At 65.4% G+C, this 23,972-nt stretch carries 29 protein-coding genes; 28 read left to right on the top strand and 1 reads right to left on the bottom strand.

Features of this window, described 5'->3' with window-relative positions; all coding sequences use genetic code 11:
• Positions 1-2 precede the first annotated feature (2 nt).
• Positions 3-1,469 (top strand): glutamate synthase subunit beta, encoded by a 1,467-nt coding sequence (locus WBR68_RS15825; protein WP_230694696.1) that lies wholly within the window; start codon positions 3-5, stop codon positions 1,467-1,469.
• A 541-nt stretch (positions 1,470-2,010) separates the two neighbouring features.
• A complete protein-coding gene (locus tag WBR68_RS15820; protein ID WP_050449652.1) occupies positions 2,011-2,649 on the top strand; it encodes an OmpW/AlkL family protein in 639 nt (212 codons plus the stop codon).
• Positions 2,650-2,697: 48 nt separating this feature from the next.
• Here WBR68_RS15820 and WBR68_RS15815 read toward each other — a convergent pair whose 3' ends face one another.
• Positions 2,698-3,570 (bottom strand): LysR family transcriptional regulator, encoded by an 873-nt coding sequence (locus WBR68_RS15815; protein WP_230694695.1) that lies wholly within the window; start codon positions 3,568-3,570, stop codon positions 2,698-2,700.
• A 64-nt stretch (positions 3,571-3,634) separates the two neighbouring features.
• Here WBR68_RS15815 and WBR68_RS15810 point away from each other — a divergent pair, with 64 nt between their 5' ends.
• The 26 genes from WBR68_RS15810 to WBR68_RS15685 all read left to right on the top strand — a co-directional run bounded on the left by WBR68_RS15810 (position 3,635) and on the right by WBR68_RS15685 (position 23,957).
• A complete protein-coding gene (locus tag WBR68_RS15810; protein WP_230694694.1) occupies positions 3,635-4,987 on the top strand; it encodes a YbfB/YjiJ family MFS transporter in 1,353 nt (450 codons plus the stop codon).
• Between the two features lie 25 nt (positions 4,988-5,012).
• Entirely contained in the window at positions 5,013-5,990 is a 978-nt protein-coding gene (locus WBR68_RS15805; RefSeq protein ID WP_127183149.1) for a Bug family tripartite tricarboxylate transporter substrate binding protein, read from the top strand.
• Between the two features lie 17 nt (positions 5,991-6,007).
• Entirely contained in the window at positions 6,008-7,069 is a 1,062-nt protein-coding gene (locus WBR68_RS15800; RefSeq protein WP_230694693.1) for an NAD(P)H-dependent flavin oxidoreductase, read from the top strand.
• A 341-nt stretch (positions 7,070-7,410) separates the two neighbouring features.
• Positions 7,411-8,247 (top strand): ABC transporter ATP-binding protein, encoded by an 837-nt coding sequence (locus WBR68_RS15795; RefSeq protein ID WP_050449657.1) that lies wholly within the window; start codon positions 7,411-7,413, stop codon positions 8,245-8,247.
• On the top strand, positions 8,244-9,032 hold the full coding sequence (gene mlaE / locus WBR68_RS15790) for a lipid asymmetry maintenance ABC transporter permease subunit MlaE (RefSeq protein WP_050449658.1): 789 nt from the start codon (positions 8,244-8,246) through the stop codon (positions 9,030-9,032). Before WBR68_RS15795 ends, mlaE begins: the two co-directional genes overlap by 4 nt.
• A gap of 12 nt (positions 9,033-9,044) precedes the next feature.
• Positions 9,045-9,518: an outer membrane lipid asymmetry maintenance protein MlaD gene (mlaD, locus tag WBR68_RS15785; RefSeq protein ID WP_050449679.1), complete on the top strand. Its 474-nt coding sequence runs from the start codon at positions 9,045-9,047 to the stop codon at positions 9,516-9,518.
• Between the two features lie 105 nt (positions 9,519-9,623).
• Positions 9,624-10,424, top strand: coding sequence for an MlaA family lipoprotein (locus WBR68_RS15780; RefSeq protein WP_050449659.1), 801 nt, complete (start codon positions 9,624-9,626; stop codon positions 10,422-10,424).
• Between the two features lie 39 nt (positions 10,425-10,463).
• Positions 10,464-11,093 (top strand): MlaC/ttg2D family ABC transporter substrate-binding protein, encoded by a 630-nt coding sequence (locus tag WBR68_RS15775; RefSeq protein WP_050449660.1) that lies wholly within the window; start codon positions 10,464-10,466, stop codon positions 11,091-11,093.
• Positions 11,094-11,267: 174 nt separating this feature from the next.
• A complete protein-coding gene (locus WBR68_RS15770; RefSeq protein ID WP_050449661.1) occupies positions 11,268-12,080 on the top strand; it encodes an ABC transporter ATP-binding protein in 813 nt (270 codons plus the stop codon).
• Positions 12,077-12,889 (top strand): ABC transporter permease, encoded by an 813-nt coding sequence (locus WBR68_RS15765; protein WP_050449662.1) that lies wholly within the window; start codon positions 12,077-12,079, stop codon positions 12,887-12,889. Before WBR68_RS15770 ends, WBR68_RS15765 begins: the two co-directional genes overlap by 4 nt.
• Before the next feature lie 5 nt (positions 12,890-12,894).
• Positions 12,895-13,140, top strand: a complete 246-nt coding sequence (locus WBR68_RS15760) for a BolA family protein (protein ID WP_046805270.1) — start codon at positions 12,895-12,897, stop codon at positions 13,138-13,140.
• A complete protein-coding gene (gene murA / locus WBR68_RS15755; RefSeq protein ID WP_230694692.1) occupies positions 13,140-14,408 on the top strand; it encodes a UDP-N-acetylglucosamine 1-carboxyvinyltransferase in 1,269 nt (422 codons plus the stop codon). The genes WBR68_RS15760 and murA overlap by 1 nt, the downstream gene beginning before the upstream one ends.
• A 76-nt stretch (positions 14,409-14,484) precedes the next feature.
• Positions 14,485-15,162, top strand: a complete 678-nt coding sequence (hisG, locus tag WBR68_RS15750) for an ATP phosphoribosyltransferase (RefSeq protein WP_050449664.1) — start codon at positions 14,485-14,487, stop codon at positions 15,160-15,162.
• A gap of 54 nt (positions 15,163-15,216) precedes the next feature.
• On the top strand, positions 15,217-16,521 hold the full coding sequence (hisD, locus tag WBR68_RS15745) for a histidinol dehydrogenase (RefSeq protein WP_230694691.1): 1,305 nt from the start codon (positions 15,217-15,219) through the stop codon (positions 16,519-16,521).
• Positions 16,518-17,624: a histidinol-phosphate transaminase gene (gene hisC, locus WBR68_RS15740; protein ID WP_230694690.1), complete on the top strand. Its 1,107-nt coding sequence runs from the start codon at positions 16,518-16,520 to the stop codon at positions 17,622-17,624. Before hisD ends, hisC begins: the two co-directional genes overlap by 4 nt.
• 1 nt (position 17,625) lies before the next feature.
• Entirely contained in the window at positions 17,626-18,213 is a 588-nt protein-coding gene (gene hisB, locus WBR68_RS15735) for an imidazoleglycerol-phosphate dehydratase HisB (protein WP_006216836.1), read from the top strand.
• Between the two features lie 33 nt (positions 18,214-18,246).
• Positions 18,247-18,945: an imidazole glycerol phosphate synthase subunit HisH gene (gene hisH / locus WBR68_RS15730; protein WP_050449669.1), complete on the top strand. Its 699-nt coding sequence runs from the start codon at positions 18,247-18,249 to the stop codon at positions 18,943-18,945.
• Between the two features lie 57 nt (positions 18,946-19,002).
• Positions 19,003-19,743, top strand: coding sequence for a 1-(5-phosphoribosyl)-5-[(5-phosphoribosylamino)methylideneamino]imidazole-4-carboxamide isomerase (gene hisA / locus WBR68_RS15725; RefSeq protein ID WP_050449680.1), 741 nt, complete (start codon positions 19,003-19,005; stop codon positions 19,741-19,743).
• The gene (gene hisF, locus WBR68_RS15720; RefSeq protein ID WP_050449670.1) at positions 19,740-20,561 is read left to right on the top strand and encodes an imidazole glycerol phosphate synthase subunit HisF; all 822 of its coding nucleotides are present in this window, start codon (positions 19,740-19,742) and stop codon (positions 20,559-20,561) included. The genes hisA and hisF overlap by 4 nt, the downstream gene beginning before the upstream one ends.
• Positions 20,562-20,563: 2 nt before the next feature.
• Positions 20,564-20,968 carry a phosphoribosyl-AMP cyclohydrolase gene (hisI, locus tag WBR68_RS15715; RefSeq protein ID WP_050449671.1) on the top strand — a complete coding sequence of 135 codons (405 nt, stop codon included), beginning with the start codon at positions 20,564-20,566 and terminating at the stop codon, positions 20,966-20,968.
• Positions 20,965-21,315 (top strand): phosphoribosyl-ATP diphosphatase, encoded by a 351-nt coding sequence (locus tag WBR68_RS15710; RefSeq protein WP_230694689.1) that lies wholly within the window; start codon positions 20,965-20,967, stop codon positions 21,313-21,315. Before hisI ends, WBR68_RS15710 begins: the two co-directional genes overlap by 4 nt.
• Positions 21,316-21,332: 17 nt before the next feature.
• Positions 21,333-21,701: a histidine triad nucleotide-binding protein gene (locus tag WBR68_RS15705; RefSeq protein ID WP_050449673.1), complete on the top strand. Its 369-nt coding sequence runs from the start codon at positions 21,333-21,335 to the stop codon at positions 21,699-21,701.
• 14 nt (positions 21,702-21,715) lie between these two features.
• Positions 21,716-21,943 carry a Sec-independent protein translocase subunit TatA gene (gene tatA / locus WBR68_RS15700; protein WP_230694688.1) on the top strand — a complete coding sequence of 76 codons (228 nt, stop codon included), beginning with the start codon at positions 21,716-21,718 and terminating at the stop codon, positions 21,941-21,943.
• Between the two features lie 72 nt (positions 21,944-22,015).
• Positions 22,016-22,603 (top strand): Sec-independent protein translocase protein TatB, encoded by a 588-nt coding sequence (gene tatB / locus WBR68_RS15695; RefSeq protein WP_050449675.1) that lies wholly within the window; start codon positions 22,016-22,018, stop codon positions 22,601-22,603.
• A complete protein-coding gene (gene tatC, locus WBR68_RS15690; RefSeq protein ID WP_050449676.1) occupies positions 22,600-23,391 on the top strand; it encodes a twin-arginine translocase subunit TatC in 792 nt (263 codons plus the stop codon). The genes tatB and tatC overlap by 4 nt, the downstream gene beginning before the upstream one ends.
• 200 nt (positions 23,392-23,591) lie before the next feature.
• Entirely contained in the window at positions 23,592-23,957 is a 366-nt protein-coding gene (locus WBR68_RS15685) for a helix-turn-helix domain-containing protein (protein WP_050449677.1), read from the top strand.
• Positions 23,958-23,972 lie beyond the last annotated feature (15 nt).

Below are 23,972 nucleotides of genomic sequence, written 5' to 3'. Positions count from 1 at the left end.
CCATGGGAAAGATTACTGGCTTTATGGAATTTCAGCGTCTGCAGGAGGCCTCCGAGGCCCCGCAGAAGCGGCTGAAGAACTGGCGCGAATTCGTGCTGCACCTGACCGATGACCAGGCCAAGCAGCAAGCCGCGCGCTGCATGGACTGCGGCATCCCGTTCTGCAACAACGGCTGCCCGGTCAACAACATCATCCCGGACTGGAACGACCTGGTGTACAAGCAGGACTGGCGCCGCGCGCTGGACGTGCTGCACTCCACCAACAACTTCCCCGAGTTCACCGGCCGCATCTGCCCGGCCCCGTGTGAAGCCGCCTGTACCTTGAACATCAACAGCGACGCCGTGGGCATCAAGTCCATCGAACACGCGATCATCGACAAGGGCTGGGAAGAAGGCTGGGTGGCGCCGCAAGTGCCGGCCCGCAAGACGGGCAAGAAGGTCGCCGTGGTGGGCTCCGGCCCCGCCGGCATGGCGTGCGCGCAGCAACTGGCGCGCGCCGGCCACTCGGTGACGCTGTTCGAAAAGAGCGACCGCATCGGCGGCCTGCTGCGCTACGGCATCCCCGACTTCAAGCTGGAAAAGCACCAGATCGACCGCCGCATTTCGCAGATGGAAGCGGAAGGCGTGGAGTTCGCGCCGTCTACTTACATCGGCAACCCGAAAGACCCCGTGGCCGATGGCTTGACGGTGCGCACGCCGGAATCGCTGAAGGCGGAATTCGACGCGATCGTCATGACGGGCGGTTCGGAAACGCCGCGCGACCTGCCGGTTCCGGGCCGTGAATTGTCGGGCGTGTATTTCGCCATGGACTTCCTGCGCCAGCAGAACAAGGCCGTGGCGGGTGACCGCTTGAGCAACCAGACGCTGGCCAAGGGCAAGCACGTGGTCGTGATCGGCGGTGGTGATACGGGTTCGGATTGCGTGGGCACCAGCAACCGCCATGGCGCGGCCTCGGTCACGCAATTCGAGCTGATGCCGCAACCGCCCGAATCCGAAAACAAGACCATGACGTGGCCGTACTGGCCGCTGAAGATGCGCACATCGTCGTCGCACGAAGAAGGCTGCGAGCGCGACTGGTCCGTGACCACCAAGCTGCTCAAGGGCAGCAACGGCAAGGTCGAAAAGCTGGTCGGGGCACGCGTCGAGTGGTTCAAAGACGACGCCACCGGCCAGATGAAGATGCGCGAAGTCGAGGGCTCGGAGTTCGAGATCAAGGCTGACCTGGTGCTGCTGGCCATGGGCTTTGTGTCGCCGGTGCAGACCGTGCTGGAATCTTTCGGCGTGGATCGCGACGGGCGCGGCAACGTGCGCGCCAACACCGATGACTACCGCACCAACGTGGAAAAAGTCTTCGCGGCGGGCGACATGCGCCGTGGCCAATCGCTGGTGGTCTGGGCCATCCGCGAAGGCCGCCAATGCGCGCGCTCGGTGGATGAATTCCTGATGGGCAGCAGCGAACTGCCGCGCTGATCCTCAGGCTCTGCAACACCCATTCGCCGCCTTCGCGCCGTAGCGCCAAGGCGGCGAATGCTATTTGGGCGGCCACCTGACGGCGTTGCTTGATGGGTTTCGCGCGATCGGCGGTGGCGTTCTTTTTTTGAATCGTGCGCGCTGCACCCATCCTACGGTGTGTTCGCGAAGCGGCTGTTGCCGCGTGGCGACGCAGCCATCTGATGGCGTTGCAGGCTGGGCGTAGGATGGGTGAAGCGCGGGTGAAACGATAGAAGAACGCTGCCCTCCAACGCGCGCAACCCATCATGCAACGCTCGCAATGTGGCTGCTCTTTCAGAAGAACCCGGCGTTGCTTGATGGGTTTCGCGCGATTGGCGTTGGCGTTCTTTTTTTGAAATCTCTCGCGCTACACCCATCCTACGGCGCGTCGCGACGCTCCTGTTGCCATACCGCCACGGCGCGATCCGCATCTTTTAACGGCTTGATACACGTCAAGCGGGCCGGGCGCCACGTCTGAGAACCTGTGGCCTCACCCTCATGGAAAGATCGGAGAACAAAAATGTTTTCGTTGAATGGGCGTATCCGTGCCGCCGCCATCGCTGGACTGATCGCCGCCGGCGGGTTTGCCACCCCGGCCCACGCGCATGAAGCAGGCGACGTGCTGTTCCGGGTGGGCGTCACGCAGGTTCGTCCCTCTTCCAATAACGGCACCGTACTGGATGGCAGCGTCAAGCTGGACGTCAACAACAACGTGCGCCCCAGCTTCACGCTGGGCTACATGGTGACGCGCAACATTGGCATCGAACTGTTGGGCGCCTGGCCGTTCCAGCATGACGTCAGCGGCAGCGGCCTGGGCAAGATTGGGTCCAGCAAGCAATTGCCCCCCACGCTGAGCCTGCAATGGCACATCTTGCCGGACAGCATGATCCAGCCTTACATCGGCGTCGGCATCAACTACACGCACTTCTTCGACACCCAGGCTGAAGGCGCGCTGAAGGGATCGGACTTGAAGTTGGGAGATTCCTGGGGCGTGGCCGCGCAACTGGGCGCGGACTTCAAGATCAACGAACGCTGGTTCATGAACGCGGACATCCGCTACATCGACATCAAGTCGAAGGTGAAGCTGGACGGCCAGCACATCGGCACCGCGCGCATCGACCCGTGGGTGGCGACGCTGGGCGTGGGCTACCGCTTCTGAACCTTGGCGGGATGGGTTGCGCAACATGCCGCGCAACCCGCATGCAGATCAATCGCCTTCAGACTGCAACTGCTGACGCAAGGCCTGCAATGCGGGCGTGTCGTCATCCGCGCGCCAGACCAACTGCGTGCGCGCCTGCCCGTACGGGCCGCGCAGCGCACTGACGCGGACGGCATGCTCCGCCCCCAGCACCGCCAACACCGAACGCGGCACGATGGCCACGCCAGAGCCCGCTGCCACGCACGCCACGATGGCGTGATACGACGCAAACTCCATCACTCGCCCCGGCGCCACGCCTTCGTGGTTCAGCCAGGATTCCAGGATGCGCCGATACGAACACCCCGCGGCAAACGCGATCACCGTGCGGCCGCCCACGTCGCGCGCGCCGTCGATGTCGCCCCAGGCTAGCGGTGAAATCAACGCCAGGTCTTCATCGAAGGCATCCATGGCCGCCAGGCCCTCGTCGGGAAACGGTTGGGCCACGAAGGCGGCTTCGATCTCGTAGTTGCGCACCTTGGCCGCCAACGCGCCCGACGTGCCGGTGACCAGTTCAATGCCCACTTGCGGCCACGCCGCGTGATAGGCCGCCAGAATGGGCGGCAAGCGCGCGGCCGCCGTGCTTTCCATGGTGCCGATGCGCAGCACGCCTTGTGGCGCGCCATTGCGCACGGCGGCCTGTGCTTCGTCTGACAGGCGCAGCAGGCGGTCAGCGTAGGACAGCAGCACGCGCCCCTGGTCCGACAACACCAGCCGGCGATTCTGGCGCCTGAAAAGCGGGGCGTTCAGCGAGGCCTCCAACTGCTTCAAGCGCGTCGACACATTCGACTGCACCCGGTTCAGGTGCGCGGCGGCCCGCGCCACGCCGCCCTGGTCGGCCACCGCTTTGAAAATCTGCAAGGCGTCGAGATCCAAGTTTCTCATTTCAAGAACCTATGTTCTTAATAATTCACTATTAAAGATATAAGTACAGCCGTAGAGTGGACGCATGTCAACGCCTGCTTACCCTTCCACTTTCGATTCCCGCAGCGCGCTCAGCCTGGCGTGGCCAGCCGCGCTGGCGCTGGCCGCCGCCATGGGCATCGGCCGTTTTGCCTTCACGCCGGTGTGGCCGCTGATGGCGCAGGAAGGCGGGCTGTCGCTGGCCCAGGGAAGCTGGATTGCATCGGCCAACTATGCCGGCTACCTGTTGGGTGCGCTGGCCGCCGTGGCCTGGCCGGTGCGCCACGTCCGCGCCCAGCTTGCCATCAGCCTGCTGGCCGTGGCGCTTTTGACCTTGGCGATGCCGCTTACGCATGATGTGGCGGTTTGGTGCGGGCTGCGGCTGGCCGCCGGCTACGCCAGCGCCAGCGCCTTCATCTGCGTGGCCTCCAGCCGCGCCGTGCCCACGGGAGACCCGCGCGAAGCCGCCACGGCGGCGCTGACCTACGCCGGGGTAGGCGCAGGTATCGCGCTGACGGGGCTGGCCTGCCTGGTGCTGATGGCCGGGCAGGTGGGGGCCGACGGCAATTGGCTGATGCTGGGCGCGCTGACACTGGCGCTGTCCGCCATGGCTTGGCCGGGCCTGAATCGGCCAACCGCACCGACCGCGCCAAACGCAGCAAACGCTGCAATTGCCCCGAGCGCCGCATACGCTGCGAACACCCCAAGCGCTGCGAACGCCGCAATCGCCCCAAACGCTGCATTTGCGCCGAGCGCTGCAAACGTTGCAATCGCTCCAAACACACCGACCGTCGCACCACCCGCCCGCCTGCCCCGCACCACCCCCTGGCTGGCGCTGCACTACGGCGTGTTCGGCGTGGGTTACATCATTCCCGCGACGTTCCTGCCCGCGATGGCCAAGCAGCTTATCCCCAACCCCGCCATCTTCGGCTGGGCCTGGCCGCTGTTTGGCCTGGCCGCGGCGGTGTCTTGCCTGCTGGTGCCCCGCCTGGCGCGCGGTCGCGACGAAAAGCGCGTATGGCAAGCCGCCCAGGCGCTAATGGCCGCGGGCATGCTGACCGCGGCGCTATGGCAGCACATCGCCGCCGTGATCGTGGCCGCGCTGCTGGTAGGCGGCACCTTCATGGTGATCACCCAGGCCGGCATGCTGACGGCGCGGCGCACGGCGGGCGCGGCCGCTGCGCGTGCCGCCGCCGTCATGACCGCCGCCTTCGCGGCCGGCCAGATCCTGGGACCCTTGTTGGCGTCATGGGCCGGCCACTGGGGCGCGGGTTTGCCGCAGGTGCTGGGCGGCGGCGCGGCGCTGCTGGCGCTGTCGGCATGGCGTTTGGGAAAAATCCCCACAGAAGGCGAAGGCGCTGGGCATAATGCGATCGGCCCCAAGGGCTGTACACATTAGAGAAGAGAACGAGGAGTCACCCAGCATGAAAGCATTGCGCCCCCTGATTGCCGCCCTGTCGGCCGCTGCCGCCTTCAGCGGCGCCGCCCACGCCCAAACCGGCGAGTGGCCCGCCAAGCCCATCACGATGATCGTGCCCTACGCTCCCGGCGGCTTTGCCGACACGCGCGTGCGCCTCCTGGCACGCAAGCTGGGCGAATCGCTGGGGCAGCCTATCGTGGTTGAAAACAAGGCGGGCGCGGGCGGCGTGGTCGGCACCAGCCTGATCGCCAAGGCCGCGCCGGACGGCTACACCATCGGCACCGGCAACCTGGCGCCGATGGCGGTCAACCCGACGCTGATGAAGGACATGCCCTACAACCCGCAAAAGGATCTGGCGCCGATCATCCTGATCGAAACCAGCCCGCTGGTGCTGAGCGTGAACAACGAGCTGCCGGTCAAGACGCTGGACGACCTGATCGCGCTGGCCAAGAAGCAACCCGGCAAGCTGTCGTTCGGCTCGTCCGGCGTGGGCGGCGCGCATCACCTGTCGGGCGAAATGTTCCGGGAACAAGCCAAGATCGACATCGTGCACGTGCCTTACAAGGGCGGCAGCCTGGCCGCCACTGACCTGATGGGCGGCCATATCTCGATGATGTTCGAAATGGGCTATTCCGCGCTGCCGGCCATCCAGGGTTCCAAGATCCACCCCATTGCCGTCACGTCCGCCAAGCGCCTGGCCGTGCTGCCCAATGTGCCGACCATGGCCGAATCGGGTTTGACGGGTTTCGAGTCCTATAACTGGCAAGGCATCGTCGCCCCCGCCGGCACGCCCGCGCCGATCATCGCCAAGTTGAACGCCGAGTTCAATCGCATCCTGAAAGAGCCGGATGTGCAAAAGGCCATTGCCGACACCGGCAGCCAGGCCGGCGGCGGCACGCCCGAGGAATTCGCGGCCTTCATCAAGAGCGAAACCGAGAAGTGGGCCCACGTCATCAAGGCTGGAAACATCCAGCTTCAATAACCTAAAGGAGTCTTCCCATGTCCCCCCGTCTGCTTGATCTGCTGAAGCTGGACCATCCCATCATCCAGGCGCCCATGGCCGGCGGCGCCACCACGGTGGAGCTGGTGTCGGAGGCATCCAAGGCGGGGGTTCTGGGATCGCTCGGGGCGGCTTACATGAGCCCGGCGCAGATTGAAGCCGCAGTGGACGGCATCCGCGCCCGAACGGACCGGCCGTTCGCGATCAACCTGTTCGCCAGCGTGCCGGACCAGCCCATGCTGGGCGATGCCAACCGGATGCTGGCCTTGATGGCCCGCTACCACGCGCAATTGGGCCTGCCGGCCCCGACCATGCCAGGCCCGCAGGCGGATCCGCTGCCCGGCCAGATCGACGCCATCCTGCGGCTGCGCCCCGCCGTCTTCAGCTTCACGTTCGGCCGCATCGCCCCCGATGTCCTGGCGCGATGCCGCGAACTGGGCATCCTGACGGTGGGCACCGCCACCACGGTGCGCGAAGCGGTCACGCTGGAGCAAGACGGGGTGGACGCCGTGGTGGCCCAAGGCGCGGAAGCGGGCGGGCATCGCGGCACGTTCCTGGACGGCTTCGAGCAGTCGCTGATCGGCACCATGGCGCTGGTGCCGCAGATGGCGGACGCGGTGTCGGTGCCGGTGATTGCGTCCGGCGGCATCATGGATGGCCGTGGCATCGCTGCCTCGCTGGCGCTGGGTGCGCAGGCCGCGCAAATGGGGACGGCCTTTCTGACGACAGACGAATCCGGTATCAGCGACGCCTACAAGGCCGTGCTGCCGGCATCGCGCTCGGAGCAATCGCGCCTGACGCGGGCGTTTTCGGGCCGCCCCGCGCGCGGCATCGCCAACGCCTTCATGCAGGACGCGGACGCCATCGCGGCCGACATCCTGCCGTATCCCCTGCAGAACGCCCTGACCCGCCCGATGCGCACCGAAGGCGGCAAGGCGGGCAACGTCAATGTTCTGTCCCTGTGGGCGGGGCAGGCCGCGCCGCTGGCCCGGCGCGAATCCACGGCTGACCTCGTCCGCCGCCTGGCGCAGGAACTGGCCGCCGCGCAAGCGCGCCACTGACGCGACACGAATTCCCGCTAACCGCGACGCGACTCCCACGCTAGCCAGGGCAGCGCCCCCGGCCCGCCGCTCTGGCCGCAGACGCCAGTGTGGCATTCGGGCCGGATTGTCCCTCACGCCGAAAACACTGTTCCATGGGCGCACCCTTACGTTGTGATTACAAAGCGTCGAGCTACAATGGCGCCTCGCCGCTGGCAGCCATCGCCTTTCTTGGCTCCCGCACCTGAGTAACCGGGCGCTTCCCGCCACCGCTTGTCTCGCCCCCGCAGCCTCGGTTTCCGCCCTGCGTATCGACAAGCCGACAGGGCAAGCTCCGCCACCGAAACACCCTTTCGTTGCCCATGCCCGCTCAAACAAGCAGCACCCCGGAATTCGCCCTGCGCCTGGACGGTGTGGCGCTAGGCTACGGTGATTTCACCGTCTTGCGCGACATTTCCATGGACGTGCGCGCGGGCGAAGTGGTCGCCATCATGGGCGGCTCGGGCTCGGGCAAGACCACGCTGTTGCGCGCGGCCACCGGCCAGCTCATCGCCCGCCAGGGCCAGGTGCAGGCGTTCGGCCAGGACATCAGCCGCGCCAACCCCGACGAATTGCAGGCCCTGCGCAAGCGCATGGGCGTGCTGTTCCAGCAGGGTGCGCTGTTTACCGACCTGAACGTATTTGAAAACGTGGCTTTTCCGCTACGTGAACACACCCGCCTGTCCGAAGCCGACGTTACCGAACGGGTACTGGACAAACTTGACGCCGTGGGCCTGCGCGCCGCCGCGCACCTGAAGGTTGCCGAAATCTCCGGCGGCATGGCGCGGCGCGTGGCCTTGGCGCGCGCCGTGGTGCTGGAACCCGAACTCATCCTGTACGACGAGCCCTTTGCCGGGCTGGACCCGATCTCGCTGGGCATCACCGCCCGCCTGATCCGCCACCTGGCCGACCGCCTGGGCTGCGCCTCGGTGCTGATCACCCACGACGTTCAAGAATCCTTTTCCATCGCCGACCACGTGTATCTGGTCGGCCAGGGCAAGCTGGCCGCGGCCGGCACGCCGGAAACGCTGTCGGCGTCGCAAGACCCCTATGTCCAGCAATTCCTGAAAGGCGAACCCGACGGCCCGGTCGCGTTCCAGTACCCCGAAACGCCCGCTTTCCAAAAGTGGCTGTCCGAACAGAAAGGGCGCAAAGCATGAGCGGTTCCAACAACGCGGTTAGCGCGATGGGCGGCTGGGTGCGCAAGCAAGTCTCCGGCATTGGCTTTTTCACCCGCTTTTTCGGCGGCATGCTGGCACGCAGCGGCATCGTGTTTTCGCGCCCGCGCCTGGTGTCGCAGCAGGTCCATTTCATCGGCAACTATTCGCTGCTGATCATCGCCGTGTCGGGCATGTTCGTGGGCTTCGTGCTGGGGCTGCAAGGCTATTACACGCTGAACCGCTACGGCTCCGAAGAAGCGCTGGGCCTGCTGGTGGCGTTGTCGCTGGTGCGCGAATTGGGGCCTGTCGTCACGGCGCTGCTGTTCGCCGGGCGGGCAGGCACGTCGCTCACCGCCGAGATCGGCCTGATGAAGGCGGGCGAACAACTGGCCGCCATGGAAGTCATGGCTGTCGACCCTATCCGCCGTGTGCTGGTGCCGCGCCTGTGGGGCGGCATCATCGCCATGCCCATCCTGGCGGCGGTGTTTTCCATGGTGGGCATCCTGGGCGGCTGGGTCGTCGGCGTCTTGATGATCGGCGTGGATGCGGGCGCGTTCTGGTCGCAGATGCAAAGCGGTGTTGACGTCTGGAACGACGTGGCCAACGGCGTCATCAAGAGCGTGGTGTTCGGCATTACGGTCACGCTGGTCGCGCTTCATGAAGGCTGGCAGGCCAAGCCCACCCCGGAAGGCGTGGCGCGCGCCACCACGCGCACCGTGGTCGTGGGTTCCCTGGCGGTACTTGGGCTGGACTTCCTGCTCACCGCCTTGATGTTTGGAAATTGAAACGGATTGATCATGTCACGCGAAAAAACCGACTTCTGGGTAGGCCTGTTTGTATTGCTGGGCGCGGTCGCGCTGGTGTTCCTGGCGTTGCGGGCCGGCAACCTCAGCACCTTTTCCTTCGCCCCCACCTATACGCTTTCCGCCAATTTCGATAACGTAGGCGGCCTCAAGCCGCGCGCGGCCGTGAAAAGCGCCGGTGTTGTGGTGGGCCGTGTGTCCAGCATCACCTTCGACGACAAGACCTTCCAGGCGGTCGTGTCGGTGAACCTGGAAAAGGCTTATCAGTTTCCGAAAGACTCCTCGGCCTCGATCCTCACATCCGGCTTGCTGGGCGAGCAGTACCTGGGCCTGACGGCGGGCAGCGAGGAAGAGAACTTTACCGACGGTGGAAAAATCCGCTATACACAGAGCGCGGTCGTGCTGGAGCAGCTGATCAGCAAGTTCCTGTATGGGTCCGCCGAAAAAGAAGGCACCACATCGCCTTAGCCCGCCGCGAAAGCGCCGAATTAAAGACGATGCGATAAACGCTGTAACGGCGCCACGCCTCGACATCGCCATAACATAAGAATCGTTGATAGGGATCTCCTGATCATGAACAAGAACGCACTCTCCCGAATTGCCACCATCGCGGCGGCGGGTGTCCTGATGGCCGGCTGCGCCGCGCCGCAGAACCCGGACCCGCGCGACCCATGGGAAGGCTTCAACCGGGGCGTTTACAAGTTCAATGACACGGTCGACCGTGCGGTATTCAAGCCGGTGGCCCAGGCCTATACCTTCGTCACGCCGCAGCCCGTGCGCAGTTGCGTGCACAACATCTTCAGCAACATGACCGACCTCTGGTCGGGCACGAACAGCTTCCTGCAGGGCCGTGGCCACGACTTCGTGAACACGCTGGGCCGCTTCCTGTTCAACACCACCATGGGCGTGGGCGGCTGCTTTGACGTGGCCTCGGCCAATGGCGCCCGCAAGATCCCGAACGACTTCGGCACCACGCTGGGCGTGTGGGGCTTTAGCCAGGGCCCGTACCTGGTGCTGCCCATCTTCGGTTCGTCCACCGTGCGCGACGGCGTCGGTCTGGCCGGCGACTTCGCCGGCACCACCTACGGGTACATGGGCATCGATTCCATCGACAACGTGCGCCTGCGCAACTCGCTGTGGGGCCTGCGCCTGGTCGACACCCGCGCCAGCTTGCTGGACGCCACCGACACGGTCGACCGTGTGGCGCTGGACCCGTACAGCTTTATCCGCGACGCCTATCTGCAACGCCGCAACGCCATGGTGATGGGCAACCGAGCGGATGACGAAAGTTCCTTGCCCAACTACGAAGACGACGAGGACGATGCCCCTGCCGCGGACAAGGCCGCCCCGGCGCCTGCCCCCGCAACCAAGTAAGCTGTGGCCTTGCGTTCATCGGTACAGTAAGGAGTTTTGATGCGATTTGCTTTTGTTCCCCTGTTGCAACGCCTGGCCTTCGCGGGCCTGCTTGGTCTTGCCGCGGCCGGCGTTGCCCAGGCCAAGCCCGATCCCAGTGGTCCGCCCGACCAATTCGTCATTGCCACGGCCAACGAAGCGCTTGATGTGCTGAAGGCCGACGGTGCCGTCAAAGCCGGCAACACCGCGCGCATCAACGAAGTGGTCAACCAGCACATCCTGCCCTACGTCAACTTCCAGAAGACCACGCGTCTGGCTGCCGGCCGCTTCTGGCGCCAGGCATCCGCGCAACAAAAGACCGAGCTGGCCGATGCCTTCCGTGGCACGCTGGTGCGTACCTACAGCGGCGCGCTGACCCGCGTTACGCCCGACACCACGGTCAAGGCGCTGCCGTTCCGTGGCGATCCCAAGGCCGACGACGTGGTCGTGCGCACCTTGATCAGCCAATCCAACGGCCAGCCCACCGGCGTGGACTACCGCCTGGAAAAGACGCCGCAAGGCTGGAAGATCTACGACATGAACGTCGAAGGCATCTGGCTGATTGAAAACTACCGCAACCAGTTTGCGCAGCAGATCAACCAGAGCGGCATCGACGGCCTGATCCAGGCGCTGAACAAGCGCAACCAGTAACCGTACGGTTCCGGCTGCTTCCGGCCCGGCGCGCCCTGAGTGGCCCGCCGGGCTGATTATTTCGGGGACGCATAGCTTGCGCATCCCCCACGCTTGCCGGGGCCATAGGCGCTTGCCGTCACGGTGCGCTTATATAATGATCAATTCGCTCTTTTTCGGGCACCACCCGCCGTCATGTCAGCCGTCAGTCTTGAAAACGTCTCCAAAATCTACTCGCCGCGCCAACGCGGCTGGCAAAAGCTGCTTGGGCGCAAGCCCGCCCCCGGCTTCCAGGCGTTGGACAACGTCAGCCTGAACATCGAACACGGCGAATTCTTCGGCCTGCTGGGGCCTAATGGCGCGGGCAAGACCACCCTGATTTCGATTCTTGCCGGCTTGGCGCATGCCACGTCCGGCCGGGCCAGCGTCTGTGGCTACGACGTCGTCACCGACTACAAGTCGGCGCGGCGTTCGCTGGGCGTTGTGCCTCAAGAACTGGTCTACGACCCGTTCTTCACCGTGCGCGAAACGCTGCGCATCCAGTCCGGCTACTTCGGCCTGCGCAACAACGACGACTGGATCGACGAAATCCTGTTCAACCTGGGCCTGGCCGACAAGGCCGACAACAACATGCGCGCGCTGTCCGGCGGCATGAAGCGCCGCGTACTGGTGGCGCAGGCGCTGGTGCACCGCCCGCCGGTCATCGTGCTGGACGAACCCACCGCGGGCGTTGACGTGGACCTGCGCCGCACGCTGTGGGAATTCATTTCGCGCCTGAACAAGGCCGGCCACACCATCATGCTGACCACGCATTACCTGGAAGAAGCGGAAGCCCTGTGCGGCCGCATCGCCATGCTCAAGCGCGGCCGCGTCGTTGCGCTGGACACCACGCAGGCGCTGATGGCGCGCGTGGGCGGCGTTGACCTGGAAGACGCTTTCGTGCGCATCATGCACCAGGGCGATGAACCCGCCGCGCCCGCCCTGCAACCTGAAGAGATCTCGTCATGACGCAGTCCAACGCGACCGCCAGCCAGCCGCTGGTGCAGCCCCGCCTGGATGCGGGTTCCGGCTTTCCCACCCTGTTGCGCAAGGAATTGCTGCGCTTCTGGAAGGTGGGTTTCCAGACCATCGCCGCGCCCGTCATCACGGCGCTGCTGTATCTGCTGGTCTTTGCGCACGTGCTGGAAGGGCGCCTGATGGTGTATGGCACCGTGCCCTACACCGCGTTCCTGATCCCCGGGCTCATGATGATGAGCATGCTGCAGAACGCCTTCGCCAACCCGTCGTCGTCGCTGATTCAAAGCCGCATCACGGGCAACCTGGTGTTCATGCTGCTGCCGCCGCTGTCACACCGCGACATCTTCGGCGCCTTCGTGCTGGCGGCCATCGTGCGCGGCCTGTGCGTGGGCCTGTTCGTCTGGTTCGTAGCGCTGGGCTTCGTGTCGCTGGTGCCGGCCAACCCGCTGTGGCTGCTGGTTTTCGCGGTGCTGTCCTGCGGCATCATGGCCGTGCTGGGCGTGGTCGCGGGCCTGTGGTCCGAAAAATTCGACCAACTGGCTGCCTTCCAGAACTTCCTGATCATGCCCGCGACGTTCCTGTCCGGCGTGTTCTATTCCATCCACACCCTGCCGCCTTTCTGGCAGGCCGTGTCCCACTGGAACCCCATCTTCTACGCCATCGACGGCTTCCGCTACGGATTCTTCTCGGTGTCGGACGTCTCGCCCTGGCGCAGCCTGGCGGTGGTGACGGGGGTATTCCTGGTGCTCTCGCTTTACGCGCTGCGGCTTCTGGCCAGCGGCTACAAACTCAGGAACTGACGTCCATGCTTCCCACTCCCGCGCAAGTCCGCCAATACATTGCGGATGGCCTGTCCTGTGAACATCTTGACGTGCAAGGCGACGGCTCGCATTTCGACGCCGTCATCGTCAGCGCGGCCTTTGAAGGCAAGCGCCTGATCCAGCGTCATCAAATGGTCTACGCCGCCCTGGGCGACCGCATGAAGGCCGAGATCCACGCGCTGTCCATGCGCACGCTGACCCCCGACGAATACCAGCAAGCAGGCAAGTAATGGATAAGCTGCGCATCACCGGCGGTACGCCACTACACGGCGAGATCTCGATATCCGGCGCCAAGAATTCGGCCCTGCCGATTCTGTGCGCCGGCCTCTTGACCGCCGACGCGCTGACGCTTGCCAACGTGCCGCACCTGAATGACACGGCCACGATGCTGCGCCTGCTGGCGCGCATGGGCATGCGGGCCGAGCGCGGCGCCGATGGCGTGGTCACCTTGCAGGCCAACCACGTCGACAAGCTGGAAGCGCCGTACGACCTGGTCAAGACGATGCGCGCGTCGATCCTGGTGCTGGGCCCGTTGCTGGCCCGCTTCGGCGAAGCCCGCGTCAGCCTGCCGGGCGGCTGCACCATCGGCCAGCGGCCGGTGGACCAGCACATCAAGGGCCTGGCCGCGCTGGGCGCGGAAATCAGCATCGAACACGGCTTCGTCGTGGCGCGCGCCAAGCGCTTGAAGGGCGCGTCGGTACGCACCGACATGGTCACCGTCACCGGCACCGAAAACCTGCTGATGGCCGCCGTGCTGGCCGAGGGCCAGACCGTGCTTGAAAACGCGGCTTGCGAACCGGAAGTGGTGGACCTGGCCGAACTGCTCATCAAGATGGGTGCCCGCATCCAGGGCCACGGCACCGGCCGCATCGTGATCGACGGCGTTGAGCGCCTGCATGGCGCCGAGCATCGCGTCATCTCCGACCGCATCGAAGCCGGCACCTTCCTGTGCGCCGTGGGCGCGGCGGGTGGCGACATCCTGCTGAAAAACACCGACCCCGCCATCCTGGGCGCCACGCTGGACAAGCTGGCCGACGCCGGCCTGACCATCGAAACCGGCCCCGACTGGATACGCGGCGCCATGTCCACGCGCCCCAAGGCCGTGGGGTTTCGCACGCATGAATACCCCGGCTTCGCCACCGACATGCAGGCCCAGGTGATGGCGCTGAACGCCGTGGCGGAAGGCACGTCCGTCATCGTCGAAACCATCTTCGAAAACCGCTACATGCACGTGCAGGAACTGCGCCGCATGGGCGCCGACATCGACATCGACGGCCACACCGCCGTCGTGCGCGGCGTGAAGCGCCTGTCGGGCGCCACCGTCATGGCCACCGACCTGCGCGCCTCGGCCAGCTTGGTCATCGCCGGCCTGGCGGCCGATGGCGACACGCTGGTCGACCGCATCTATCACCTGGATCGTGGCTACGACCAGATGGAAGTCAAACTGCGCGCCCTGGGCGCGAATATCCAACGCGTGACCGGCCAGGAACAGGCATGAAATGTAGTAGCCCCCACGCTGCGCCTTCGGCTTGCTGCCCCCCGAGTGGGTCCGTTCATTTTGAGGCTGCCCGGCAATGACCAATGCCACCACGATGAAGCCCCTGACCCTGGCGCTGTCCAAGGGTCGGATTTTTGAAGAAACCATGCCGCTGCTGGCTGAAGCCGGCATCGAAGTCACGGAAAGCCCGGAAAGCTCGCGCAAGCTGATCCTGCCGACCAGCGACCCCGGCCTGCGCCTGATCATCGTGCGCGCCTCCGACGTGCCGACCTACGTGCAATATGGCGCGGCGGACCTGGGCATCGCGGGCAAGGACGTGCTGATCGAACATGCCAAGGAGCAGCCCGGCGGCCTGTACCAGCCCATCGACCTGAACATCGCCAAGTGCCGCCTGGCCGTGGCCGTACGCAACGGCTTTGACTACGAAGGCGCCGTGCACCAGGGCGCGCGCCTGCGCGTGGCCACCAAATACGTGCACTCAGCCCGTGAACACTTCGCGGCCAAGGGTGTGTACGTGGACATCATCAAGCTGTATGGTTCGATGGAATTGGCGCCGCTGGTTGGCCTGGCCGACTGCATCGTGGACCTGGTGTCCACCGGCGGCACGCTGCGCGCCAACGACCTGGTCGCGGTGGAAGACGTCATGCCGATTTCGTCGCGCCTGATCGTCAACCAGGCCGCGCTGAAGACCCGCGGCGCCCGCCTGCAACCCTTGCTGGACGCCTTCGAAAGAGCCGCCTCCCGCAACGCCTGACCCCCGCCCGCCGCGACGTCGCGGCGGCCGCTTTCCGCTTTGCTCCATGACGCCATGGCCCTGATCAATCGTCTTGACTCCCGCGATCCCGGATTCAAATCCGCCCTGTCCAAGCTGCTGGCCTTCGAGGCCACCGAGGACGAGTCCATCGACCGCGCCGCCGCCGGCATTCTGGCTGACGTGCGCGCGCGTGGCGACGCCGCGTTGGTGGAATACACGCAGCGCTTTGACCGCATGCCGGCCGCCTCGGCAGACACGCTTGAAATTCCCAAAGCCGACTGGCACGCCGCGCTGGCCACCTTGCCCACCGCGCAGCGCAACGCGCTGGAAGCCGCCGCCGACCGCGTGCGCGGCTACCACGAGCGCCAGCTTGCCCATACCTGGACCTACACCGAAGCCGACGGCACCATGCTGGGCCAACAGGTGACGCCGCTGGACCGCGTGGGCCTGTACGTGCCGGGCGGCAAGGCCGCTTACCCGTCGTCGGTGCTGATGAACGCCATTCCCGCCAAGGTGGCGGGCGTGCAGGAACTGATCATGGTTACGCCCACGCCTGACGGCGTGCGCAACCCCATCGTGCTGGCGGCCGCCGCCATTGGCGGCGTGGACCGCGTGTTCGCCATCGGCGGCGCGCAAGCCGTGGGCGCGCTGGCCTACGGCACCGCCACCGTGCCCGCCGTGGACAAGATCGTCGGCCCGGGCAACGCCTATGTGGCCGCCGCCAAGCGCCGCGTGTTCGGCGTGGTCGGCATCGACATGATTGCCGGCCCCAGCGAAATCCTGGTCATCTGCGACGGCAAGACGCCGGCCGACTGGATCGCCATGGACCTGTTCTCGCAAGCCGAGCACGACGAATTGGCGCAGTCCATCCTGCTGTGCCCGGACGCGGCCTTCATCGAAGAAGTCGAAGCCGCCATCGCGCGCCTGTTGCCCACGATGCCGCGCGCCGACATCCTGCGCGTCAGCCTGGCCAATCGCGGTGCGCTGATCCAGGTGCAAAGCCTGGAAGAAGCCTGCCAGATCGCCAACGACATCGCGCCCGAGCACCTGGAAATTTCCACCGAACAGCCTGAGATCTGGACCGCCAAGATCCGCCACGCCGGCGCCATCTTCATGGGCCGTTTCAGCTCGGAAGCGCTGGGCGACTACTGCGCCGGCCCCAACCACGTGCTGCCCACGTCGCGCACCGCGCGCTTTTCTTCCCCGCTGGGCGTGTACGACTTCCAGAAGCGTTCCAGCCTGATCCAGGTGTCGCACCAGGGCGCGCAAACGCTGGGCCGCATCGCCGCCGAACTGGCGCTGGGCGAAGGCCTGCAAGCGCACGCCGCCAGCGCCCAGTACCGGGTCGACAAGCCATGAGCGCGGCCCCGGCGGCAAGCGTCGCTGGCCGCATCCAAGGCACCCTGCGCGCGGACGTCCTGGCGCTGGCCGCCTACCCGGTCGCCCACGCGGATGGCTGCATCAAGCTGGATGCGATGGAATGCCCGTATGAACTGCCCGACGCGGTGCGCGACGACATCGCCCGCGCCGTGCGTGACACGCCGCTGAACCGCTATCCCGCCGCCGATCTGTCCGCCTTGCAGCAGGCGGTAAAGGCCGGGTTCGGCGTGCCCGATGCGGCCGACGTGCTGTTTGGCAACGGCTCGGATGAACTCATCCACATCATCGTCCAGGCCTGTTGCAACCCGGGCGACGTGGTGCTGTCGCCGTGGCCGTCGTTCGTTTATTTCGACATGGCGGCGCGCTTTGACCACGCGCGCTTTGTCGGCGTGCCGCTGACCGAGGATCTGGCCCTGGATCTACCGGCCATGCTGGCCGCCATCCGCGAACATCAGCCCAAGGTGGTGTTCCTGGCCGTGCCCAACAACCCCACCGGCGGCCTGTGGTCGGACGAAGACGTGCAGGCCATCATCGCCGCCGCCCCCGGGCTGGTGGTGTTGGACGAGGCCTATCAGCCTTTCGCCGACCGCACCTGGATGCCGCAAGTGCTGGACGCCCCCAACGTGGTCGTCATGCGTACGGTGTCCAAGATCGGTCTGGCCGGCCTGCGTTTCGGCTATCTGGCCGGGCATCCCGACTGGATCGCCGAACTCAACAAGCTGCGCCCGCCCTACAACCTGGACGTGCTGACGCAGGCCACGCTGATGGCGGTGCTGCGCCACAAGCCCGTGCTGGACGAGCAGGCCGCGCGCCTGCGCGCCGACCGGGGCCCGCTGGCCGACGCGCTAGCCGCCTTGCCGGGCGTCAGGGTATTCCCTTCCGCCGGCAACTTTGTGCTTGCCCGCTTTTCCGGCAAGCTGGATGGCAACGCCGTGCATCTTGCGCTGAAAACGCGCAAAATATTGATTCGCAACTTTTCCAACGCCCATCCGCTCCTGGCAAACTGCCTGCGCATCTCGGTGGGCGCCCCGGCCGAGAACGCCGCCTTGCTGGTTGCCCTGCAAGAGATTTTGAGTGCTTAACATGCGTACCGCAGAGATCACCCGCAACACCAACGAAACCCGCATCCGCGTGGCCATCAACATCGACGGCACCGGCAAGCAGACCATCGACACGGGCGTGCCGTTCCTGGACCACATGCTGGATCAGATCGCGCGCCACGGCCTGATCGATCTGGACATCAAGGCCGAGGGTGACCTGCACATCGACGCGCACCACACGGTGGAAGACGTGGGCATCACGCTGGGCATGGCCATTGCCAAAGCCGTCGGCACCAAGGCCGGCCTGCGCCGCTACGGCCACGCCTACGTGCCGCTGGACGAAGCGCTGTCGCGCGTGGTGGTGGACTTCTCGGGCCGCCCCGGCCTGGAATATCACATCCCGTTCACGCGCGCCCACATCGGCAATTTTGATGTAGACCTGACGCGTGAGTTCTTCCAGGGGCTGGTCAACCACGCCCTCATCACCCTGCATATCGACAACCTGCGCGGCTTCAATGCCCACCATCAGGCCGAAACCGTGTTCAAGGCCTGTGGCCGCGCCCTGCGCATGGCCATGGAAGTCGACCCGCGCATGGGCGACGTCGTGCCCTCCACCAAGGGCGTGCTGTAACGTTCGCCAACCCCAACGCAGCAGGCAAAAGAAGTGACCACTATCGCCATCGTTGACTACGGAATGGGCAATTTCCACTCCGTCGCCCGCGCCCTGAAGTTCGCCGCGCCCGACGCGGACATCCGCATCTGCAACCAGCCTCAAGACATCGACGCGGCCGACCGCGTGGTGTTTCCCGGGCAGGGCGCCATGGCGGACTGCATGCGCACCCTGAACGAATCCGGCCTGCGCGAGGCCGTCGTGCGCGCCGCCCGCAACAAGCCCTTGCTGGGCGTATGCGTGGGCGAACAGATGCTGTTTGACTCCAGCGAAGAAGGCGGCACGTCTTGCCTGGGCCTGTTCCCGGGCGTGGTGCGCCGTTTCTCGGGCCCCCGCTTTGCCGACCTGATCCCCGCCGATGACGAAGCCTGCCTGGCTGACACCGGCGACGCGGGCCTGGCCGACACCCGCCCCGAACGGCTGAAAGTGCCGCACATGGGATGGAACAAAGTGCGCCAGACGCGCTCTCATCCCATCTGGGCCGGCATTCCGGACGATACGCACTTCTATTTCGTCCATAGTTACTACGCCGATCCGGATGATTCCAGCCTGACAGTTGGTGAAACCGATTACGGCATCGCCTTTACCTGCGCGGTGGCGGCGGCTAACATTTTCGCGGTGCAGTTCCACCCCGAGAAGAGCGCCGAACACGGTTTGCGCCTGTATCGCAATTTTGTAGACTGGCAGCCGTAGGTCCCGGACCTGCATGCGCCAGCCCATTCAACCCCTCTTTCTTTTTTGCTGCCCACCATGCTGCTGATCCCCGCCATCGATCTCAAAGACGGGCGCTGCGTGCGCCTGCGCCAGGGTGACCTGGACGATGCAACGGTGTTCTCCGAAGACCCCGCCGCCATGGCCACCCGTTGGCTTGACCAGGGCGCGCGCCGCCTGCATCTGGTCGACTTGAACGGCGCCGTTGCCGGAAAGCCGAAGAACGAAGCGCCCATCAAGGCCATTCTGGAGGCCGTCGGCGACGACATGCCCGTCCAGATCGGCGGCGGCATTCGCGATCTGGACACCATCGAACGCTACCTTGACGCCGGCATTTCGTACGTCATCATCGGCACCGCCGCGGTCAAGAATCCGGGCTTTCTGCAAGACGCCTGCGGCGCTTTCCCCGGTCAGATCATCGTCGGCCTGGACGCCCGCGACGGCAAGATCGCCACCGACGGCTGGAGCAAGCTGACCCGCCACGACGTGCTGGACCTGGCCAAGAAGTTCGAGGACTACGGCTGCGAGGCCATCATCTACACCGACATCGGCCGTGACGGCATGCTGTCGGGTGTGAACGTCGAAGCCACGGTCCGCCTGGCCCAACACGTACGCATCCCCGTGTACGCCTCGGGCGGCATCGCCGGCATCCAGGACATCGAAGCCCTCTGCGCCGTCGAGGAAGAGGGCGTCGAAGGCGCCATCCTGGGCCGCAGCATCTACGAAGGCACGCTTGATTTCCAGGCAGCCCAGGCTCGCGCCGACGAATTGGCAAAATGACTCTTTCCCGCAGCAGCACCGAGGCCGGCGCGCCCGTAACCAGCGCGCTGACCCGCCGCATCATTCCCTGCCTTGACGTCACCGCCGGCCGCGTCGTCAAGGGCGTGAACTTCGTCAATCTGCTGGACGCGGGCGACCCCGTCGAGATCGCCCGCCGTTACAACGAGCAGGGCGCCGATGAGCTCACCTTCCTGGACATCACCGCCACCAGCGACGGCCGCGACCTGATCCTGCCCATCATCGAGCAGGTGGCGTCCCAGGTGTTCATTCCGCTGACGGTGGGCGGCGGCGTGCGCCAGGTGTCCGACATCCAGCGCCTGCTGAACGCGGGCGCCGACAAGATCAGCATCAACAGCGCCGCCGTGGCCAACCCCGAACTGGTTCGGGCCGCATCCGACTACCACGGCTCGCAATGCGTGGTGGTTGCCATCGACGCGCGGCGCGTGTCGGCCGAGGGCGAACCGGCGCGCTGGGAAGTCTTCACGCACGGCGGCCGCAAGGCCACCGGGCTGGACGCCGTGGCCTGGGCGCGCCGCATGGCCGCCTACGGCGCGGGCGAAATCCTGCTGACCAGCATGGACCGCGATGGCACCAAGTCAGGTTTCGACCTAGAACTGACGCGCGCCGTGTCCGACGCCGTGCCGGTGCCCGTCATCGCCTCGGGCGGCGTGGGCAACCTGCAGCACTTGGCCGATGGGGTCACCACCGGCCGCGCCAGCGCCGTGCTGGCCGCCAGCATCTTCCACTTCGGCCAGCACACCGTCGGCGAGTGCAAGCGCTTCATGGCCGAACAAGGTATTTCCGTACGGTTGGACTAACTATGAGCACCGAACCCGCCTGGATGGCCGACGTTGTTTTCGATGAAAACGGCCTGATCCCCGCCATCGCCCAAGACGTTGAAAACGGCCAGATCATGATGGTGGCCTGGATGAACCGCGAATCGCTGGCCGAAACGGCCGCCACCGGCCGCGCCGTGTACTGGTCGCGTTCGCGCCAGCGCCTGTGGCGCAAGGGCGAGGAATCCGGACATGTGCAGGAAGTGCACGAATTGCGCCTGGATTGCGACGGCGACGTCATCCTGCTCAAGGTCCACCAGGAAGGCGGCATTGCCTGCCATACCGGCCGTGCAAGTTGCTTTTTCCGTCGCCTGGAAGGGCCGACGGACCACGCCTCCTGGGTCACGGTCGACCCCGTGCTCAAAGACCCCGAACTGATCTACAAATGACCGATCAAACGCTAAGCGCCGCCGATATCCTGGCCCGCATCGCCGACACGCTGGAAACCCGCCGCCCTGAAAACGGCGGCGACCCGGCCACGTCGTATTCCGCCAAGCTGCTGGCCAAAGGCCCCGATTCCTTCCTGAAGAAGATCGGCGAAGAAGCCACGGAACTGGTCATGGCCGCGAAAGACGGGGTGCCGGAACGCATCGTCAGCGAAACGGCCGACCTGTGGTTTCATTGCCTGGTCGCCCTGACGCATTTCAAGCTGCGCCCAGAAGATGTGCTGGCCGAATTGGCCCGCCGCGAAGGCCTGTCGGGCCTGGCCGAAAAAGCCAGCCGCCCCAAAGACTGACCCCGGAGCCCGGAAACATGAGCGACAACTGTCTTTTTTGCAAAATCGCCGCTGGCGAAATCCCGTCCAAGAAGGTCTATGAAGACGAGGACTTTGTTGCATTTCACGATATCAATCCGGCAGCACCGGTGCATTTGCTGCTGATCCCTCGACGTCATGTCACATCCATGCAGGATATTACCGGCGAGGACGCAGGTTGGTTGGGTAGAATGATGTCGTTGGCGCCGCGGCTAGCAGCCGAAAACGGTTGCCGTCCGGGCCCTGATGGTGGATTTCGCATCATGATCAACTCTGGCGTCGAAGGCGGCCAGGAAGTCCCGCATTTGCATTTCCACATTATTGGCGGCGCGCGACCCTGGAAAGGGCGCGTGGCCCCCACCGCGTAATTCGGAGAAACATCATGGGTAGTTTCAGCATTTGGCATTGGTTGGTTGTTCTGGTCATCGTGGCGCTGATTTTCGGCACCAAGAAGCTGCGCAACATCGGCTCGGACCTGGGCGGTGCGGTAAAGGGCTTCAAGGAAGGCATGAAGGACGCCAACGGCGACAAGCCAGCGGAACCCATCGCGCAACAGCGCGTGGCCGATGACACCATCGACGTGCAGGCCAAGGAAAAGACCAATTCCTGAGCCGCGGCTCGAATCCCGGGCCAGCCCTGAAAGGGCCGGCCCTTATTGCTTCCCTTCCCGAGCGGCCGTCGCATGTTTGATGTCAGTTTCACCGAGCTGATGGTGGTCGGCGTCATCGCCTTGATCGTCATTGGCCCCGAACGCCTGCCCAAGGTAGCCCGCACCGTCGGCCACCTGCTGGGTCGCGCGCAGCGTTACGTCAATGACGTGAAGTCCGATATCCAGCGCGAAATCGAAATCGACGAGCTGCGCAAATTCAAAAGCGAAATGGAAGACGCCGCGCAAGGCGTACAACAGTCGCTGAATGAAACGCAAGCTTCCTTGCAAGAGCCGGTGCAGCAGTTTCGGGCCGAACTCGACGAAGTCGCGCGTGAAGCCAACGGCAAGGTTGCCCCCGTGATCGTGGGAGACGCGTCGGCCTCCGCGGCAAGCGCGTCGGTTGAACCCACGCCCGACGCCGTGCCCGAACCCACGCGCACGATCGCGCCGCCCGGGCAGAGCCACAGCCTGGACCTGGACCTGCCGCCCGCGTCCGCACCCAGCAGCACGGCGGCTGCGGCCCCCGCACCTCAACAACCCGCCCAGGCGCCTCGCGCGCCCAAGGCTGACGACGCAGCGCCCGCCGCCAAGCCCGTCCCGCCCTCCGGAACACCGACGTGACCCAGGACGCCTCCCAAGAAGAAGGCCAGCAAGAGACCTTCATCTCTCACCTGGTCGAATTACGCACCCGCCTGATGCGCGCCGTCGGCGCGGTAGTGGCCGTGTTCATCGTGCTGTTCATCTATCCCGGCGCATCGGCCATTTACGACGTGCTGGCGGCCCCCATGCTGGCGTCGCTTCCCCAAGGCACGCGCATGATCGCCACGGGCGTCATCACGCCGTTCATGGTGCCGGTCAAGGTCACGATGATGGCCGCCTTCATCGTGGCGTTGCCAGTTGTGCTGTATCAGGCCTGGGCCTTTGTGGCCCCGGGGCTGTATCGCCACGAAAAGCGACTGGCGTTGCCGCTGATTGTCTCCAGCACGTTCCTGTTCATCGCGGGCATGGCGTTCTGCTACTTCGTGGTGTTCCGCACGGTGTTCCATTTCATCGCCACGTTCGCGCCGCAGTCCATCACGCCGGCGCCGGACATCGAGGCCTACCTGAGTTTCGTCATGACGATGTTCATGGCGTTCGGGATCACCTTCGAAGTGCCCGTGGCCGTGGTGCTGCTGGTGAAGATGGGCGTAGTCGAACTGTCCAAGCTGCGCGCCGCGCGCGGCTATGTGGTGGTGGGCGCCTTCATCATCGCCGCCGTGGTCACGCCGCCCGACGTGGTCAGCCAGTTCATGCTGGCGGTGCCACTGTGCCTGCTTTATGAAGTGGGCCTGCTCGTTGCCCGAATGGTAACGCCCAAGGCGGGCGCGGCCGACGACGCCGTCTCTGACTCACTGACCGAGCGCCACTGACAGGGCGCCCCTGGGGTCGCATTGCGCAGGGCCGCCTTCGAGCGGCCCTATTCATATCCGTCGCTTGCGTCCGCGGCGCATGCCAGGCGAAACACCCCGAAAGAAACGCACGGCCCCACGAAAGACAAGGCGCAGGGCACGGCCCAGTATCGGACTCTTTCACTCTTGCCGGCGCCTGGCCGCCACCCTACATTGTTGGCATGTCGCCTGCTCAAAGGCTGCGCGCCCTGATGCGGTGGCGCGGCATCCACAGCCAAAACCAGTTGGCGCGCCTTTCCGGCGTGCCGCAGTCCTGCATCCATCGAATCCTTACCCGCGATGAGCACTACGCGCCATCGCGCGCCACGTTGCTGCGCCTGGCGAAAGCGCTGGACACCAGCGTCCCCTGGCTGAGCGACGGCGTGGTAAGCGCAACGGAATCCGCCACGCCCAGCGCGCCCTTCGCCACCCTGGACGGCTACTGTGCCGAGATCGGCGCATTGCTGCAAAGCCAACCCGAGAGCATCAAAAAAGCAGTGTTGTCGATGGTGCGCCTGCTGGCCGAACGGCCGCCCCCCGATGCGTAGTAGCAGCATGCCAGG

The organism is Achromobacter sp. JD-1 (assembly GCF_038594925.1).
GTDB lineage: Bacteria > Pseudomonadota > Gammaproteobacteria > Burkholderiales > Burkholderiaceae_B > Achromobacter > Achromobacter spanius_C.
This window is presented reverse-complemented; position numbering and strand designations above follow the sequence as displayed.